This is a genomic window from Pseudomonas sp. DE0010 (genome assembly GCF_007680745.1).
Lineage (GTDB): Bacteria > Pseudomonadota > Gammaproteobacteria > Pseudomonadales > Pseudomonadaceae > Aquipseudomonas > Aquipseudomonas parafulva_B.
The window spans coordinates 14,889-30,888 of the sequence record NZ_VEJQ01000005.1 but is presented as its reverse complement, the minus strand read 5'-3'; the positions used below and the strand labels follow the sequence as shown (position 1 = coordinate 30,888).

General features: G+C 61.9%; 13 protein-coding genes. 5 read left to right on the top strand and 8 right to left on the bottom strand.

Features of this window, described 5'->3' with window-relative positions; all coding sequences use genetic code 11:
- Nucleotides 1-133 precede the first annotated feature (133 nt).
- The 6 genes from cysG to FS767_RS05370 all read right to left on the bottom strand — a co-directional run bounded on the left by cysG (nucleotide 134) and on the right by FS767_RS05370 (nucleotide 7,773).
- The gene (gene cysG / locus FS767_RS05395; RefSeq protein WP_028686533.1) at nucleotides 134-1,525 is read right to left on the bottom strand and encodes a siroheme synthase CysG; all 1,392 of its coding nucleotides are present in this window, start codon (nucleotides 1,523-1,525) and stop codon (nucleotides 134-136) included.
- Entirely contained in the window at nucleotides 1,526-2,806 is a 1,281-nt protein-coding gene (gene serS / locus FS767_RS05390; RefSeq protein WP_144964482.1) for a serine--tRNA ligase, read from the bottom strand.
- Nucleotides 2,807-2,835: 29 nt separating this feature from the next.
- Nucleotides 2,836-3,210 (bottom strand): fluoride efflux transporter CrcB, encoded by a 375-nt coding sequence (crcB, locus tag FS767_RS05385; RefSeq protein WP_027916182.1) that lies wholly within the window; start codon nucleotides 3,208-3,210, stop codon nucleotides 2,836-2,838.
- A complete protein-coding gene (locus FS767_RS05380; protein WP_058603461.1) occupies nucleotides 3,207-4,532 on the bottom strand; it encodes a replication-associated recombination protein A in 1,326 nt (441 codons plus the stop codon). The genes crcB and FS767_RS05380 overlap by 4 nt, the downstream gene beginning before the upstream one ends.
- 12 nt (nucleotides 4,533-4,544) lie before the next feature.
- On the bottom strand, nucleotides 4,545-5,168 hold the full coding sequence (gene lolA, locus FS767_RS05375) for an outer membrane lipoprotein chaperone LolA (protein WP_058603462.1): 624 nt from the start codon (nucleotides 5,166-5,168) through the stop codon (nucleotides 4,545-4,547).
- A 61-nt stretch (nucleotides 5,169-5,229) separates the two neighbouring features.
- Nucleotides 5,230-7,773, bottom strand: a complete 2,544-nt coding sequence (locus FS767_RS05370) for a DNA translocase FtsK (RefSeq protein WP_178102715.1) — start codon at nucleotides 7,771-7,773, stop codon at nucleotides 5,230-5,232.
- A 444-nt stretch (nucleotides 7,774-8,217) separates the two neighbouring features.
- Here FS767_RS05370 and aat point away from each other — a divergent pair, with 444 nt between their 5' ends.
- The 3 genes from aat to infA all read left to right on the top strand — a co-directional run bounded on the left by aat (nucleotide 8,218) and on the right by infA (nucleotide 9,982).
- A complete protein-coding gene (aat, locus tag FS767_RS05365; RefSeq protein ID WP_144964481.1) occupies nucleotides 8,218-8,898 on the top strand; it encodes a leucyl/phenylalanyl-tRNA--protein transferase in 681 nt (226 codons plus the stop codon).
- Nucleotides 8,899-8,954: 56 nt separating this feature from the next.
- Complete coding sequence (locus FS767_RS05360; protein ID WP_058603464.1) at nucleotides 8,955-9,662, top strand: arginyltransferase; 708 nt, start codon at nucleotides 8,955-8,957, stop codon at nucleotides 9,660-9,662.
- 101 nt (nucleotides 9,663-9,763) lie between these two features.
- On the top strand, nucleotides 9,764-9,982 hold the full coding sequence (gene infA, locus FS767_RS05355) for a translation initiation factor IF-1 (protein WP_002553999.1): 219 nt from the start codon (nucleotides 9,764-9,766) through the stop codon (nucleotides 9,980-9,982).
- 85 nt (nucleotides 9,983-10,067) lie between these two features.
- On the opposite strand, the gene clpA is transcribed toward infA, so the two are convergent.
- Both clpA and clpS read right to left on the bottom strand, forming a co-directional pair.
- Nucleotides 10,068-12,338 carry an ATP-dependent Clp protease ATP-binding subunit ClpA gene (gene clpA / locus FS767_RS05350; RefSeq protein ID WP_058603465.1) on the bottom strand — a complete coding sequence of 757 codons (2,271 nt, stop codon included), beginning with the start codon at nucleotides 12,336-12,338 and terminating at the stop codon, nucleotides 10,068-10,070.
- 30 nt (nucleotides 12,339-12,368) lie between these two features.
- Nucleotides 12,369-12,731 (bottom strand): ATP-dependent Clp protease adapter ClpS, encoded by a 363-nt coding sequence (gene clpS / locus FS767_RS05345; RefSeq protein ID WP_023534830.1) that lies wholly within the window; start codon nucleotides 12,729-12,731, stop codon nucleotides 12,369-12,371.
- Nucleotides 12,732-12,961: 230 nt separating this feature from the next.
- On the opposite strand from clpS, the gene cspD reads away from it, so the two are divergent.
- Together cspD and FS767_RS05335 are read left to right on the top strand one after the other, a co-directional pair.
- Nucleotides 12,962-13,222 (top strand): cold shock domain-containing protein CspD, encoded by a 261-nt coding sequence (gene cspD, locus FS767_RS05340; protein ID WP_144964480.1) that lies wholly within the window; start codon nucleotides 12,962-12,964, stop codon nucleotides 13,220-13,222.
- A gap of 462 nt (nucleotides 13,223-13,684) precedes the next feature.
- The gene (locus FS767_RS05335) at nucleotides 13,685-15,910 is read left to right on the top strand and encodes an NADP-dependent isocitrate dehydrogenase (protein ID WP_144964479.1); all 2,226 of its coding nucleotides are present in this window, start codon (nucleotides 13,685-13,687) and stop codon (nucleotides 15,908-15,910) included.
- The last annotated feature ends 90 nt before the right edge of the window (nucleotides 15,911-16,000 follow it).

The window sequence follows — 16,000 nt, the reverse complement described above, 5'->3', positions numbered from 1 at the left end:
TAACGTTGCCGGGGCCGCTTTGCGGGCCATCGCGGCGCAAGGGCCGCTCCCACAGGGGCTGCATTAGATCTGCAGGCTTGAGGATCATGAGGGACAACTGCCTTGCTCACCCCCTCAAAGCGTTCGCAGACTGTCAGCCGTGCTGTGCGCCCTCGAACCACGCCAGCTTCTCGCGCAGTTGCACCACCTCGCCCACGATCACCAAGGTAGGCGCATGCACTTCATGGCGTGCAACCAGCGCTGGCAAATCGGCCAAGGTGCCGGTGAACACACGCTGGTTGCGCGTCGTGCCTTGCTGGATCAACGCGGCCGGGGTGCTCGCTGCCCGCCCGTGGCGGATGAGTTCTTCGCAGATGGTCGGCAAGCCGACCAGGCCCATGTAGAACACCAGCGTCTGGGCAGGCGCGACCAAGTCGTCCCAAGGCAGGTTGCTGCTACCGTCCTTCAAGTGCCCGGTGACAAAGCGCACCGACTGGGCGTGATCGCGGTGGGTCAGCGGGATGCCGCCGTAAGCGGCACAACCGCTGGCAGCGGTGATACCCGGCACCACCTGGAACGGGATGTTGTGCTCGGCCAGCTCCTCGATCTCCTCGCCGCCACGGCCGAAGATGAACGGATCACCGCCCTTCAGACGCAGCACGCGCTTGCCTTGCTGGGCAAGGTCCACCAATAGCCGGTTGATCTGATCCTGGGGAACGGCGTGCTCTGCACGACGCTTGCCGACATAAATGCGCTCGGCATCTCGGCGGCACATGTCGATGATCGCAGGCGCCACCAGGCGGTCGTACAGCACCACATCGGCCTGCTGCATCAACCGCAGCGCGCGGAACGTCAGCAGGTCCGGGTCTCCCGGGCCAGCACCGACCAGGTAGACTTCGCCGCCCTGCTGCACCGGTGCGCCATCGACCATCGCCTGCAACAAGCGCTCGGCCTCTGCGCCCTGCCCGGCCAGTTGGCGTTCGGCAATCGGCCCCTGGAAGACGGTCTCCCAGAAACCCCGGCGCTGGTTTACATCTGGGTACAACGACTTGACCGTGTGCCGGAAACGCGCCGCCAACCCGGCCAACTCACCGTAGGCAGCAGGGATCCAGGCTTCGAGCTTGGCCCGGATCAAGCGTGCCAGGACCGGGGCATCGCCCCCGCTGGACACCGCGATCACCAAAGGCGAGCGGTCGACGATGGCCGGGAAGATGACCGTGCACAATGCCGGCGCATCGACCACGTTGACCGGCAGGCTCAGGGCCTGGGCATCGGCCGATACCTGGGCATTGAGCCCAGGATCGTCCGTGGCGGCGATCACCAGCCGGCAACCTGTGAGGTCACCCGGCTGGTAACCGCGCACCAGCACCTGGCCACCGCCTTCACGCGCCATGCTGGCCAGCTGGCCATCGATTTCTGGCGCCACCACACGCAGCGCGGCGCCAGCATCAGCCAAAAGACGCGCCTTGCGCAACGCGATCTCGCCACCACCAACCACCAGCACCAAGGCGCCCTGCAGTTTGTGGAACAGCGGCAGGTAGTCCATTTAGCGGATCACCTCAACGCCACCCATATAGGGCTTGAGCACTTCGGGCACCCGGATCGAGCCGTCGGCCTGCTGGTAGTTTTCCAGCACCGCGACCAACGTGCGGCCCACGGCCAAACCGGAACCGTTGAGGGTGTGCACCAACTCCGGCTTGCCGGTTTCCGGGTTGCGCCAGCGCGCTTGCATGCGGCGGGCCTGGAAGTCGCCGCAGTTGGAGCACGAGCTGATCTCGCGGTATTTGTCCTGGCTGGGCACCCACACTTCCAGGTCAAAGGTCTTGACGGCGCTAAAGCCCATGTCACCGGTGCACAGTGCCAACACGCGGTACGGCAACTCGAGCAGTTGCAGCACACGCTCGGCATTGGCCGTCAGGCCTTCGAGCGCTTCCATCGACTTACCGGGCTCCACCACCTGCACCATCTCGACCTTGTCGAACTGGTGCTGGCGGATCATGCCGCGCGTGTCTCGGCCCGAAGCACCGGCTTCACTGCGAAAGCACGGCGTGTGCGCCACGAACTTGAGCGGCAGTTGCTTGGCGTCGAGAATTTCCCCAGCCACCAGGTTGGTCAGCGACACCTCGGCGGTCGGGATCAGGTAGAAGTCCGCCTCGCCTTCGCGGGTGATCTTGAACAGGTCTTCCTCGAACTTGGGCAACTGACCAGTGCCCTGGAGGGCTGGCGCCTGCACCAGGTACGGGGTGTAGTGCTCTTCGTAGCCATGCTCACCGGTGTGCAGGTTGATCATGAACTGCGCCAGTGCGCGGTGCAGGCGTGCGATTGGGCCGCGCAGTACGGCAAAACGCGCGCCAGAGAGCTTGGCCGCCGCTTCGAAGTTCAGGCCGCCGCTGATTTCGCCCAAGGCGACGTGGTCCTTGATCTCGAAATCGAACGACTTGGGGGTGCCCCAGCGACGCACTTCGACGTTCTCGTCTTCGCTGGCACCGACCGGCACACTGGGATCGGGCAGGTTGGGAATGGTCAGCACGATGCTGTCCAGTTCTGCCTGGATACCGTCCAGCTCGGTTTTACCGGCGGCCAGTTCATTGGCCATGCGCTCCACATCAGCCATCAGCGGGGCAATGTCTTCGCCCTTGGCCTTGGCCTGGCCGATGGATTTGGAACGGGCATTACGCTCGGCCTGCAGTTGCTCGGTACGGGTCTGCACCGCCTTGCGGCGCTCTTCCAGTGATTCGATGCGCGCGACATCCAGGCTGAAGCCACGGGAGGCCAGGCGATCCGCCACTTCCTGAAGTTGGCCGCGTAACAGTTTGGAATCGAGCATATCGTTCTCTCGTTATGTGTAGGTGTTGGTCAGAATCGGGTGAGGGACAATCCTGCCCAGGTCGCGAGCAGCCCGCCCACGACACTGATGGCCGAATAGCCCAACGCCAGAGGCACCTGCCCGCTTTCCAGCAAGCGTACGGTGTCCAGCGAAAAAGAGGAAAACGTGGTCAGGCCGCCCAGAAACCCCACGATCAAACCAGCCCGCAACTCGGCCGGGACCATGGGTTTGTGCAAAAACAGGCCATACAGCAGGCCGATCAACAAGCAGCCCACCAGGTTGACGGCAAGCGTACCTATATAGAAGTGCCGCGGCCAGTGGGCGACCACCCAATTGCCTGCGGCAAAGCGCAACAGAGTCCCGGCAATACCGCCGGCACTGACGGCGGCGATCAGCGTGATCATGGCTTTCTCCGCTGTCGCGGGCTGCTGCGATCAAGATCGGCCAAATGCCGGAGTTTTTCGCCAATCTTGAGCTCGAGCCCGCGCGGCACGGGTTGATAATACTGGCGTGGTTCCAGCGCTTCGGGAAAGTAGTCTTCACCGGCTGCATAGGCATCCGGTTCGTCGTGGGCATAGCGATACTCATCGCCGTAACCCAGCTGTTTCATGAGCTTGGTTGGCGCATTGCGCAGGTGCAGCGGCACCTCCAGCGAACCATGCTCGGCCGCCTCGCGCAGGGCGGTCTTGAAACCGACGTAAACGGCGTTGCTCTTTGGAGCGCAGGCAATGTAGGTGATGGCCTGTGCCACTGCCAGCTCACCTTCAGGGCTGCCCAGCCGCTCCTGCACGTCCCAGGCTGCCAGGCACAGGCTCAGGGCGCGGGGGTCGGCGTTACCAATGTCTTCGCTAGCCATGCGCACCACCCGGCGCGCAATGTAGAGGGGGTCGCAGCCGCCATCGAGCATGCGCGCAAACCAGTAGAGCGCCGCGTCAGGGTCCGAACCCCGTACGGATTTATGCAACGCCGATATCTGGTCATAGAATGCTTCCCCGCCCTTGTCGAACCGGCGACGGCTGTCTCCGAGCAGGCTTTGCAGCAGATCGACGTCGATCTCACTGCCATCCTCGGCCAGGTCAGCGGCGTTTTCCAGGAAGTTGAGCATGCGCCTTCCGTCACCATCGGCGGCGGCCCTGAGCATGTCGAAGGCCTTGTCGCCAACGCGCAAGTGACGTTTGCCTAGCCCCCGCTCCTCGGTGAGGGCGCGGTCTACAAGCTTGCGCAGCGCAGGCTCGTCAAGGCTCTTGAGCACGTAGACACGCGCCCGTGACAACAGCGCGTTGTTCAGTTCAAAGGACGGGTTTTCGGTGGTAGCCCCGATGAACAGCAAGGTGCCGTCTTCCACGAAAGGCAGGAAGGCATCCTGCTGAGACTTGTTGAAACGGTGCACTTCGTCGACGAACAGGATGGTACGACGCCCGTACTGGCCGGCCTGCTGCTTGGCCACTTCCACCGCCTGGCGGATTTCCTTCACGCCCGCCAGTACCGCCGACACCGTTTCGAAATGCGCGTCGCAAAATTGCGCCAGCAGCCGCGCCAGGGTCGTCTTACCAACCCCCGGCGGGCCCCAGAAGATCATGGAGTGCAGTGCGCCCTGCTCCAGTGCTTCACGCAGCGGTTTACCGCGGGCAAGCAGGTGCTCCTGGCCGACATACTCGTCCAGGTTGGACGGGCGCAGACGGGCGGCCAGGGGCTGGGCGACAGGTTCGCTTCGAAACAGGTCCATGACAGGCTCTGGTTACTCCTTGATGACGTCTGCACCTTTGGGGATGTCGAACTTGAAGGTACTGTCCGCCACCGCCTGATTGGCCTTGACGCCATTGAACAGGATGTTGGTACGCTGGCCAACGCTGTCGATCAGCTGCATGTCATTGATCAGCCCCTTGCGGAACGATACACGCAGCGAGTCGAACAGGGTGTCCTTGGTCTTGGGCTTGAGGGTAAAGTCCATCACATCGCCCTGCTGACGGGAGACGATATCGAAGCTCTGGCTGATCTTCGACACATCACCGGAAAGCAGCAGCGCCGGCGTCTGGTTCAGGCGCACGTCGAGTTTCTTGACGGTAGCCTGCTCGAGGTCCGGGTCCCACAGGGTGACGTTCTTGCCGTCCGATACCACCACCTGCTCCTGGGGCGCATTGGTGTGCCAGTAGAACAGGCCTGGGCGCTTGACCGTCATCTTGCCGGACGTTTCCTGCAGGCTGGTGCCGCCTGCATCCAGGGTCAGCTGGGAGAAATTGGCTTCGATGGTCTGCGACTTTTCCAGCAACTGGGTCAGGCGCTGGACATCCTGCTCGCCGGCGAACGCCGAGACCGGGCCCAGGGCAAGGGCCGAAACCAACAGCATGCGAATAGCGCGCATGGGAATCCTCATTGAGCGTTGAATGGGCCGAGCACCACCGTTGGCGCCCGGCAGGGTGATATCAATCGCGTGGGCCGCCTGGGGCAATCACTTCCCGCGAGCCGTTGCTGTTCATCGGAGTGACCACGCCGGCCATCTCCATGGCTTCGATCATACGGGCCGCCCGGTTGTAGCCGATCTTGAGCTTGCGCTGCACGGCGGAAATGGACGCGCGGCGGCTCTCGAGCACGAACTGTACGGCTTCGTCGTACAGGGCATCGCTTTCGGAATCGTCGCCATCACCACCGCCACTGCCACCTTCGAAGCCGCTGCCGGCTTCTTCAACACCGTTGAGGATGTCGTCGTTGTAGTCAGGGGCGCCGCGCTGCTTCCACGCCTCGACCACACGGTGCACTTCGTCATCGGACACGAATGCGCCATGGACCCGGATCGGCAGGCTGGTGCCAGGCGGCATGTACAGCATGTCACCGTGGCCCAGCAACTGCTCGGCACCGCCCTGATCGATGATGGTACGCGAGTCGATCTTGCTCGACACCTGGAACGCCATGCGCGTCGGGATGTTGGCCTTGATCAGGCCGGTGATCACATCCACCGAGGGTCGCTGGGTCGCCAGGATCAAGTGGATACCGGCAGCCCGCGCCTTCTGCGCGATGCGTGCGATCAGCTCCTCGACCTTCTTGCCGACGATCATCATCATGTCGGCGAATTCGTCCACCACCACCACGATGGTCGGCAGCGTCTTCAAGGCAGGCGGTTCATCCTCCATGCTTTCGCGGCGATACAGCGGGTCGTGGATGATTTCGCCGGCTTCCTGGGCATCCTTGACCTTGCGGTTGAAGCCCGCCAGGTTGCGCACGCCCATGGCGGCCATCAGTTTGTAGCGCCGCTCCATTTCCGCCACGCTCCAGCGCAGGGCATTGGCCGCGTCCTTCATGTCGGTGACCACGGGGCACAACAAGTGCGGAATGCCTTCGTAGATCGACAATTCGAGCATTTTCGGGTCGATCATGATCAGCCGCGCATCCTCGGGGCTGGATTTGAACAGGATCGACAGGATCATCGCGTTCACGCCCACCGACTTACCCGAGCCGGTCGTACCCGCCACCAGCAAGTGCGGCATCTTCGCAAGGTCGGTGATGACCGGTTTGCCGCCGATATCGTGGCCCAGGGCCAGGGTGACCGGCGACTTCTGTTCGTCGTACTGCGGGGTGGCAAGTACTTCGGAGAAGCGCACCATCTGGCGATTTTCGTTGGGAATCTCGATACCCACAGTGGTCTTGCCCGGAATCACCTCGACCACCCGCACACTGGTCACGGCGAGCGACCGCGCCAGGTCCTTGGCAAGGTTGGCGATGCGGCTCACCTTCACCCCGGCGGCCGGCTGGATTTCGTACCGGGTAATCACAGGCCCTGGATGAATGGAGTCCACCGCCACCTCGACACCAAACTCCTTGAGCTTGATTTCCAGCAGTTGACCAACACCAGCCAAGGACTCGGGGGAATACTCGATCTTTTTCTGTTCAGCCGGGTCCAGGATGGAAATCGGCGGCAAGGTGCCTTCCACTGCGCTGTCGATGAATTGCGGCGCCGGGGTTTCTCTGGCGATGCGCTTGACTGGCTCGGGCGCCTTGGCAGCCGAGGGTGGCACGATGTTGGAGATCAGGGCCGGCACGACCGCTGGCGCGGGCGCCGAAGGCCGGGCCGGTGCCGATTCGCGTGTGATCACAGGTTCGCGCTGCACCACCCCTTGCTCACGCGCAACCGGGTCGCGCATCGTCACAGGCTCACCGCCCAGGGTCGGTTCGCGCGGCTCGGGCTGAGCAGGCGCAGGCTCGCGCTTGAACAAGCGCTCGCGCAGTGCAGGCTTGGCCGGCTCACGGGGTTCGGGCGCCACAGGCTTGGCCTTGACGACGGGCTCGTCCTCGCGCAACTGCGCTTCCAGGCGCTTGCGTTCGTTACGCGCCTCCCACCAGCGCGAGGCCGCGCCCTGCACTAGTTCCAGCAGATCCAGCGTGATCTTGCCGGTCATGTCCATCACCTTGAACCACGACAGGTCGGTGAACACCGTCAGCCCGAACAGGAACAGGGCGATGAACATCAGGGTGCTGCCCTGCACATTCAGGAAGTTGCGAGCCAGGTCGCCCAGGCTTTCGCCCAGGGCGCCGCCGGCCGAGAACGGGATGCTTGCCGGAGGATGGAAATGGATATGGGCCAGCGCGGCCCCGGACAACACCAGGAATATCAGGCCTATCAACCGCCAGGAGAACAACCAGCCGCTCCAGTCCCAGGGCTGGTGGCGCTGGCGGAAAATCTGCCAGGTCTTGATCGCCAGCAGCAACGGGAAGATGTAGGCGAAGTAGCCCAGCACCATGAACAGGATATCGGCGAAATAGGCGCCGGCTCGCCCGGCGGCATTCTGCACCTGGTCGACGGTGGCGGTGTGGCTGAAGGCCGGGTCCGAGGTGTCGTAGGTCAGCAGCGCCATCCACAGGTACAGGCACAGGGCGCCGACAGCGATCAGCGCACCCTCCTTGAGACGGTAGTGCAGCTGCTGCCGCCACAGGGGCACGGGCAAGGGAGCTGGGGTTGCGGTGGATTTCTTCAAAACGCGTCTATTCCTGCGCGTGGTGCGCGTCCAATAGTGATCGGCCAGGGCCGCAGCCAACGGATCACTACTTTTAACATTACTGCCCGCCAGCCGCCATGGCGGCACGCCGTCTGGGGATCTGGCCGGGGGCGACTTTCCAATAGCTGCAATTTGAGCACGCATTGTCTTCTGTGACAAAGGCTTATGCTGTGTTTTTGCACAGGTGTGACAGCAAATGTCGCCGATGGTGCCGGCCATAGCTGCATTGTGTCCGAAATTGCCCAGATCACTGCGAGACACTGCCTACACCGGCCCTGCCCATGGCCCGCAGTTCAGCACGAGCCACCCGATCACTGGCGCAGCGATCAACCACGCAGCGCCCAATCGCGACCTCGAAGCGATTGACCCCATTTGCCCATCGCGCCATGCTGGCCACCCCCCTCCCCTACCGCATGACCCACCATGTTGACCTGGCTGAAACGCGATTCCTTGACTTTCCCTGCGCTGGACCGCGCCTTGCAAGAGCCCAACGGCCTGCTCGCCGCAGGCGGCGACCTGACGCCCGAGCGGCTTGTCCAGGCTTACCGTCACGGCTGCTTTCCGTGGTACCAGGATGGCCAGCCGATCCTGTGGTGGTCGCCTGACCCGCGCACCGTGCTGGCGCCTGCTCGATTGCATGTGTCGCGTTCGTTGGCCAAATGGATGCGCCAAGGCCGCTACCAGGTCAGCTTCGACACCGACTTCGCCGCAGTCATCGCAGCCTGCGCAGCGCCGCGCGATTACACCAACGGCACCTGGATCACCGACCCCATGCGCATGGCCTACTGTGAACTGCACGCACGCGGTATTGCCCATTCGGTCGAAGTTCGCCAGGACGGTGAGTTGGTGGGCGGCCTGTATGGCCTGGCCATGGGGCAGCTGTTTTTCGGGGAATCCATGTTCAGCCGCGCGGACAATGCCTCGAAGGTTGGCTTCGTGACGCTGGTCCGGCACCTGGAAGCAGCCGGCTTCGTGCTGATCGACTGCCAGATGCAGACCGATCATCTGCTAAGCCTGGGGGCCCACGCTATCAGTCGGCGTGAATTCGCAGACTACCTGGTACGCCACCTCGATCAGCCCAATACCGCCACCTGGGTTTGCTAGGCGCGTTTTCCACACCTGGCTTACACTTAGGCAAAGTCTCACCGAAGGGGTTGACCATGACAGAGTTGGCGCGGTTGAAGTTCTATGCCACTCAACCCCACACCTGCAGCTATCTGCCCGACGAGCAGGCCACCACGTTGTTCCTGGATCCCAGCCAGCCAATGGACGTTAACGTGTATGCCGACCTTTCGGAGATGGGATTTCGCCGCAGTGGCGATCACCTTTATCGCCCTCATTGCCAGAACTGCAACGCGTGCGTGCCTGCGCGCATACCGCCGGCACGGTTTGTCCCCAGCCGTCAGCAGCGTCGAATTCTCAAGCGCAACGCCGATGTGACGGTCACCGCTGCACGCCCTGCTTTCAAGGAAGAGTATTTCGATCTGTACCGGCGCTACATTGAGGCGCGTCACGCTGATGGGGACATGTATCCACCCAGCCGCGATCAGTTTTCCACGTTCCTGGTTCGCCAATTGCCGTTTTGCTGGTTCTACGAATTTCGCGCCAGCGGCCGGCTGCTGGCAGTCGCCGTCTGCGACCTGCTGCCCAATGGCCTTTCTGCCGTGTACACCTTCTACGAGCCTGATGAAGAGCGCCGCAGTCTGGGACGGTTTGCCATCCTCTGGCAGATTGGCGAGGCGTTGCGACTCGATCTGGACGGCGTTTATCTCGGCTACTGGATCAAGAACTGCAAGAAAATGAACTACAAGACGCAGTATCGGCCTATCGAGTTGTTGATAAACCAGCGTTGGGTTGCCCTCAACTGAAAGCATTGGCTTGACACACAGTTTTCGGGCATAATCCACGCCACTTTTTTGCCCGGTGCGGTTATGCGTCGGGCCAACACTGGATCCGAGGGCTCTACTGCATGTCGAAAGAAGACAGCTTCGAAATGGAAGGCACTGTCGTCGACACCCTGCCCAACACCATGTTCCGCGTGGAGTTGGAAAACGGGCACGTCGTAACCGCGCACATCTCCGGAAAGATGCGCAAGAACTACATCCGTATTCTCACTGGCGACAAGGTTCGCGTCGAGCTGACGCCGTATGACCTGAGCAAGGGCCGCATCACGTACCGTGCGCGCTAAGCTCCAGCCATGAAAAAGCCCGGCATGTGCCGGGCTTTTTTGTGCCTGTGTGGATAAGGAAGGGGCCGCATGCGGCCCCTGAGGCTTAGGCCACCTCGGCAGTGGTCTCGTAGTCGAAGACCAGTTCGCCATCGCGCAGGTCCACGTGCACCACACCGCCGTGCTCGGCCAATTCGCCGAACAAAATCTCCTCGGCCAGGGGCCGCTTGATCTTGTCCTGAATCAGTCGACCCATCGGCCGCGCACCCATCTGCACGTCGTAGCCCGACACCGCCAGCCAGCCACGCGCCGCGTCGCTGACCTCCAGAAGCACGCGCTTGTCCTCAAGTTGCGCCTGCAGCTCGATGAGGAACTTGTCGACGATACTCTTGATGGTCTCGGTGCTCAGGCGGCCGAACTGGATGATGGTATCCAGACGGTTGCGGAACTCCGGTGTGAAGCTCTTGCGGATGACCTCCATGGCATCGGACGCATGGTCCTGGTGGGTAAAGCCGATGGATGCCCGCGCAGCGGTTTCAGCACCCGCGTTGGTGGTCATGATCAGGATCACGTTGCGGAAGTCCGCCTTGCGCCCGTTGTTGTCGGTCAGGGTGCCGTGGTCCATGACCTGCAGAAGCAGGTTGAAGACTTCCGGGTGGGCCTTCTCGATCTCATCGAGCAGCAACACGCAGTGCGGCTGCTTGGTGATGGCCTCGGTCAACAGACCGCCCTGGTCGAACCCGACGTAGCCAGGTGGCGCACCGATCAGGCGCGACACGGTGTGACGCTCCATGTATTCGGACATGTCGAATCGCACCAACTCGACCCCCAGTGCCTTGGCCAACTGGCGCGCTGCCTCGGTCTTGCCCACGCCGGTAGGGCCGGCGAACAGGAACGAACCCACAGGCTTATCAGGCGACTTGAGCCCTGCACGCGACAGCTTGATGGCGGTCGCAAGCGAATCAATGGCTGCGTCCTGACCGAACACCGTCAGCTTCAGATCCCGCTCCAGGTTACGCAGCAACTCCTTGTCGGAGCTGGTGACATGCTTGGGTGGAATACGGGCGATCTTGGCGACGATGTCCTCGACCTGAGGGACGTCGATCCGCTTCACGCGATTGGCCTCAGGCTGCAGGCGCTGGTAGGCGCCGGCTTCGTCGATGACGTCGATGGCCTTGTCGGGCATGTGCCGGTCATTGATGTAGCGCGAGGCCAGTTCCGCCGCTGCACGCAAAGCTTCGTCGCTGTACTCGATGTTATGGTGGCTTTCGAAACGCCCCTTCAGGCCGCGCAGGATACCAACGGTATCCTCCACGGAAGGCTCACTCACATCGACCTTCTGGAAGCGCCGCGCCAGCGCCCGGTCCTTCTCGAAAATCCCGCGGAATTCCTGGAACGTAGTGGAACCGATGCAGCGGATTTCGCCCGACGACAACAACGGCTTGAGCAGGTTGGAGGCATCCATTACGCCGCCAGACGCTGCGCCGGCACCAATGATGGTATGGATTTCGTCGATGAACAGGATGGCCTGTGGCCGCTTGCGCAGCTCACCGAGCAGCGCCTTGAAGCGCTTCTCGAAGTCGCCGCGGTATTTGGTACCGGCCAGCAAAGCACCCAGATCAAGGGAATAGACCACGCTCTGAGCCAGCAGATCAGGCACCTGGCCGTCGACGATGCGCTTGGCCAGGCCCTCGGCAATGGCAGTTTTGCCCACGCCGGCCTCACCTACCAGCAGGGGGTTGTTCTTGCGGCGCCGAGCCAGGATTTGCGCCACGCGCTCGACTTCCTGTTCGCGCCCAACCAACGGGTCGATGCGCCCGGCGCGGGCCAACTCGTTAAGGTTGCTGGCGTAGGCGTCCAGTGGATTGCTCGAAGAGGTGGTTTCACCGCCCTCATCGTCCGGCATTTCCTGGTCGCTGTCCGAATGCGGCCCATGGCCGGGCACCTTGGAGATGCCATGGGCGATGTAGTTGACCACATCGATGCGGGCAACGCTCTGCTGCTTGAGCAGGAACACGGCCTGGCTTTCCTGTTCGCTGAAGATCGCCACCAGCACATTGGCACCGGTGACCTCGCGCTTGCCGGAGCTCTGCACATGGAACACCGCACGCTGCAGCACACGCTGGAAGCCCAGGGTCGGCTGCGTCTCGCGGTCTTCGTCGCTAACGGGAATCAAAGGGGTCGTAGAATCGATGAACTCTTGCAGGTCATGCTTGAGCTTGTCGAGATTGGCGCCACAGGCGCGCAGAACGGTCGCGGCAGCCTCATTGTCAAGGAGGGCCAGCAGCAGATGCTCGACCGTCATGAATTCATGACGCTTCGAACGGGCCTCCTTGAAGGCAAGATTGAGGGTGACTTCGAGCTCGCGGTTTAACATAGCTTCACCTCATACCCAAGTGGTCGGCGATTAACCGTCCTTCTCGATTTCACAGAGTAGCGGATGCTGGCTTTCCCTGGCGTATTGGTTGACCTGCATGGCCTTCGTTTCGGCGATGTCGCGGGTAAACAATCCGCACACTGCCCGCCCCTCGGTATGGACGGTCAGCATGATCTTGGTCGCCAGCTCGCGGTTCAGATTGAAGAACGTTTCGAGCACTTCGACGACGAAATCCATCGGCGTGTAGTCATCGTTGAACAAAACCACCTTGTACATAGGCGGCGCCTGCAGGATCGGCTTGGCTTCCTGAACCGCCAGACCAGCGCCATCGTCCTCGTTGGATTGAGGGCGATCCTGATTGAATGTTAGTCGAATCTGGCTGTGTGCATGCATGGAAAGAATTTCATCACATCGACAGGATAAGGTTATGGGTTGACCCTGCAGCAAGCGGTACGGCCTGGCCGCTGCATGACCTTGACTATCGGCAAAACGGTGTTACAACCAATAGGAACACACCGTGGTCAATAAAGATCCGCGCAGCCAACCCGATTTTTTCCGAAGGTTCGTATGCGGATGAAGTGGATGATACTCCAGTGATGGAGTCCTTGCAGAGGGACATAGGGATGGCAAACGGTAAAGTCAAGTGGTTCAACAACGCCAAAGGGTATGGATTCGTGGTCGAGGAGGGCAAGAGCGAAGACCTCTTTGCCCATTTTTCCGCGATCCAGATGGACGGCTACAAGACGCTCAAGGCCGGGCAGTCCGTACAGTTCGACGTCATCCAGGGCCCGAAAGGCCTGCATGCTGTCAACATCCGTACCCAGGAAGCCGCGCCGGCGCTGTCACGTGACGCGACGCCGGTAGTCAGCACTGTGGGTGCGTGACGCCCGTATTTCCATCCTCGGAGTACCGTACGCATAATGACCACCAGCGTGCGGCGTATCTGTACGCATGAAGTTACAAATTCGTCATTCTGACCCCTCTTAGCGCCTGCACGGGCCGCGATGCTGCTCTGTGCGACAACCGGTCACATTGTCGCTACGTCTTTGGTCTTATAAATGGGCCGATATCACTCAGTCTTGATGATTAGGCTGATTGGTTTGATATACTGCCCCGCGACCGCAGGGTCACCGGGGCGATCCCTAGGAAAATGCGGACCGTCCCAGGCCATCTCAGGCCAATAAGCCCGGGTTGTTACCGCAGCTCGGCACTTGACGCTCGACTGATGCATCCACCATCACAGCTCGCAGCCTCTCGACTTTCCGCCCATGGCGCTGCCAGGGCGGTGCGCCTACCCGGTGCACCACGAGACTCGAGCACGCTCAGCACACAGAGAGTTAGCCCGCATGCCCACCCGTTCCAAGATCATCTATACCTTCACCGACGAAGCTCCTGCCCTCGCCACCTACTCGCTGCTGCCGATCATCGAAGCCTTCACCGCTTGCGCTGACATTGCCGTCGAAACCCGCGACATCTCCCTGGCAGGCCGTATTCTTGCAGCCTTCCCGGAGCAACTCGGCGCAGAGAAACAGGTAGGCGATCACCTGGCGGAACTGGGCCAACTGGCCACCACCCCCGAAGCCAACATCATCAAGCTGCCTAACATCAGCGCCTCGGTCCCGCAGCTCAAGGCTGCGATCAAGGAGCTGCAAGGCAAGGGCTTCAACATCCCGGACTACGCCGACGAACCGGCTACCGCCGAGGAAAAGGAATCGCGCGCCCGCTACGACCGCATCAAGGGTTCGGCCGTGAACCCGGTCCTGCGCGAAGGCAACTCCGACCGCCGCGCACCGCTGTCGGTCAAGAACTACGCACGCAAGCACCCTCACAAGATGGGTGCCTGGGCGGCCGACTCCAAGTCGCACGTGGCTCACATGAACCAGGGCGACTTCTACGGCAGCGAGAAGGCTGCACTGATCGAGGCTGACGACAGCCTGCGCATCGAACTGGTCGGCGCCGACGGCACCACCACCGTCCTGAAAGAAAAAACCGCCGTCAAGGCAGCTGAGATCATCGACTGCGCCACCATGAGCCGCAAGGCCCTCAAGGCCTTCGTCGCCGAGCAGATCGCCGACGCCAAGGCATCCGGCGTGCTGCTGTCGGTGCACCTGAAAGCGACCATGATGAAGGTTTCCGACCCGATCATGTTCGGCGTCATCGTCGAAGAATTCTATAACGATGTACTGGCCAAGCATGCTGCTGCCCTGGCTGAGGTAGGCTTCAATGCCAACAACGGCATCGGCGACCTGTACGCCCGCATCAAGGACCTGCCAGCCGAGAAGCAGGCCGAAATCGAAGCGGACATCCAGGCCCTGTACGCCGACCGCCCTGCCCTGGCGATGGTCAACTCCGATAAAGGCATCACCAACCTGCACGTGCCAAGCGACGTGATCGTCGACGCCTCGATGCCGGCCATGATCCGTGATTCGGGCAAGATGTGGAACAGCGCAGGCGAGCTGCAGGACGCCAAGGCGATCATTCCGGACCGCTGCTACGCGGGCATCTACCAGGCCACCATCGAAGACTGCAAGGCCAATGGCGCCTTCGACCCGACCACCATGGGCAGCGTGCCGAACGTTGGCCTGATGGCGCAGAAAGCCGAGGAATACGGCTCCCACGACAAGACCTTCCAGATCAAGACCGATGGCGTCGTGCGCGTTGTCGACACCAAGGGCAACCTGGTGCTGGAACAGCAGGTCGAAGCAGGTGACATCTTCCGCATGTGCCAGGTCAAGGATGCGCCGATCCAGGACTGGGTCAAGCTGGCCGTCAACCGCGCCCGCCTGAGCGATACCCCGGCCGTGTTCTGGCTGGACCCGGCTCGCGCCCACGACAGCGCCATGATCGAGAAGGTGCAAACCTACCTCAAGGACCACGATACGTCCGGCCTTGATATCCGCATCATGTCCCCGGTCGAGGCCATCAAGTTCTCCCTGGCTCGCATCCGCGAAGGCAAGGACACCATCTCGGTGACCGGCAACGTGCTGCGCGACTACCTCACCGACCTGTTCCCGATCATGGAACTGGGCACAAGCGCCAAGATGCTGTCGATCGTGCCGCTGATGAATGGCGGCGGTCTGTTCGAAACCGGCGCTGGCGGCTCGGCACCCAAGCACGTGCAGCAGTTGGTGGAAGAGAACTTCCTGCGCTGGGACTCGCTGGGTGAATTCCTGGCCCTGGCCGCGTCCCTGGAGCACCTGGGCAACACCTACGAGAACCCACGCGCCAAGGTGCTGGCCCAGACCCTGGATCAGGCGACCGGTAAGTTCCTGGACACCAACAAGTCGCCTTCGCGCAAGGTCGGCGGCATCGACAACCGCGGCAGCCATTTCTACCTGACCCTGTACTGGGCACAAGCACTGGCAGCCCAGGATGACGATGCGGCCCTGAAAGCTCGCTTCGCCCCGCTGGCCAAGGCCCTGAGCGACAACGAAGAAAAAATCGTTGCCGAACTCAACGCGGTCCAAGGCAAGCCAGTTGACATTGGTGGCTACTACGCCCCTGACGCCGACCTGACTGCCAAGGTCATGCGCCCAAGCCAGACCCTGAACAGCGCCATAGCTGCCCTGTAAGGCTCGCTTGACGTAACCCACGAACCCCGGCCACGCACCGGGGTTCGTGCTTTCTGGGCCGCAGAACGGCCAACTCGCTCACCCTGGAGC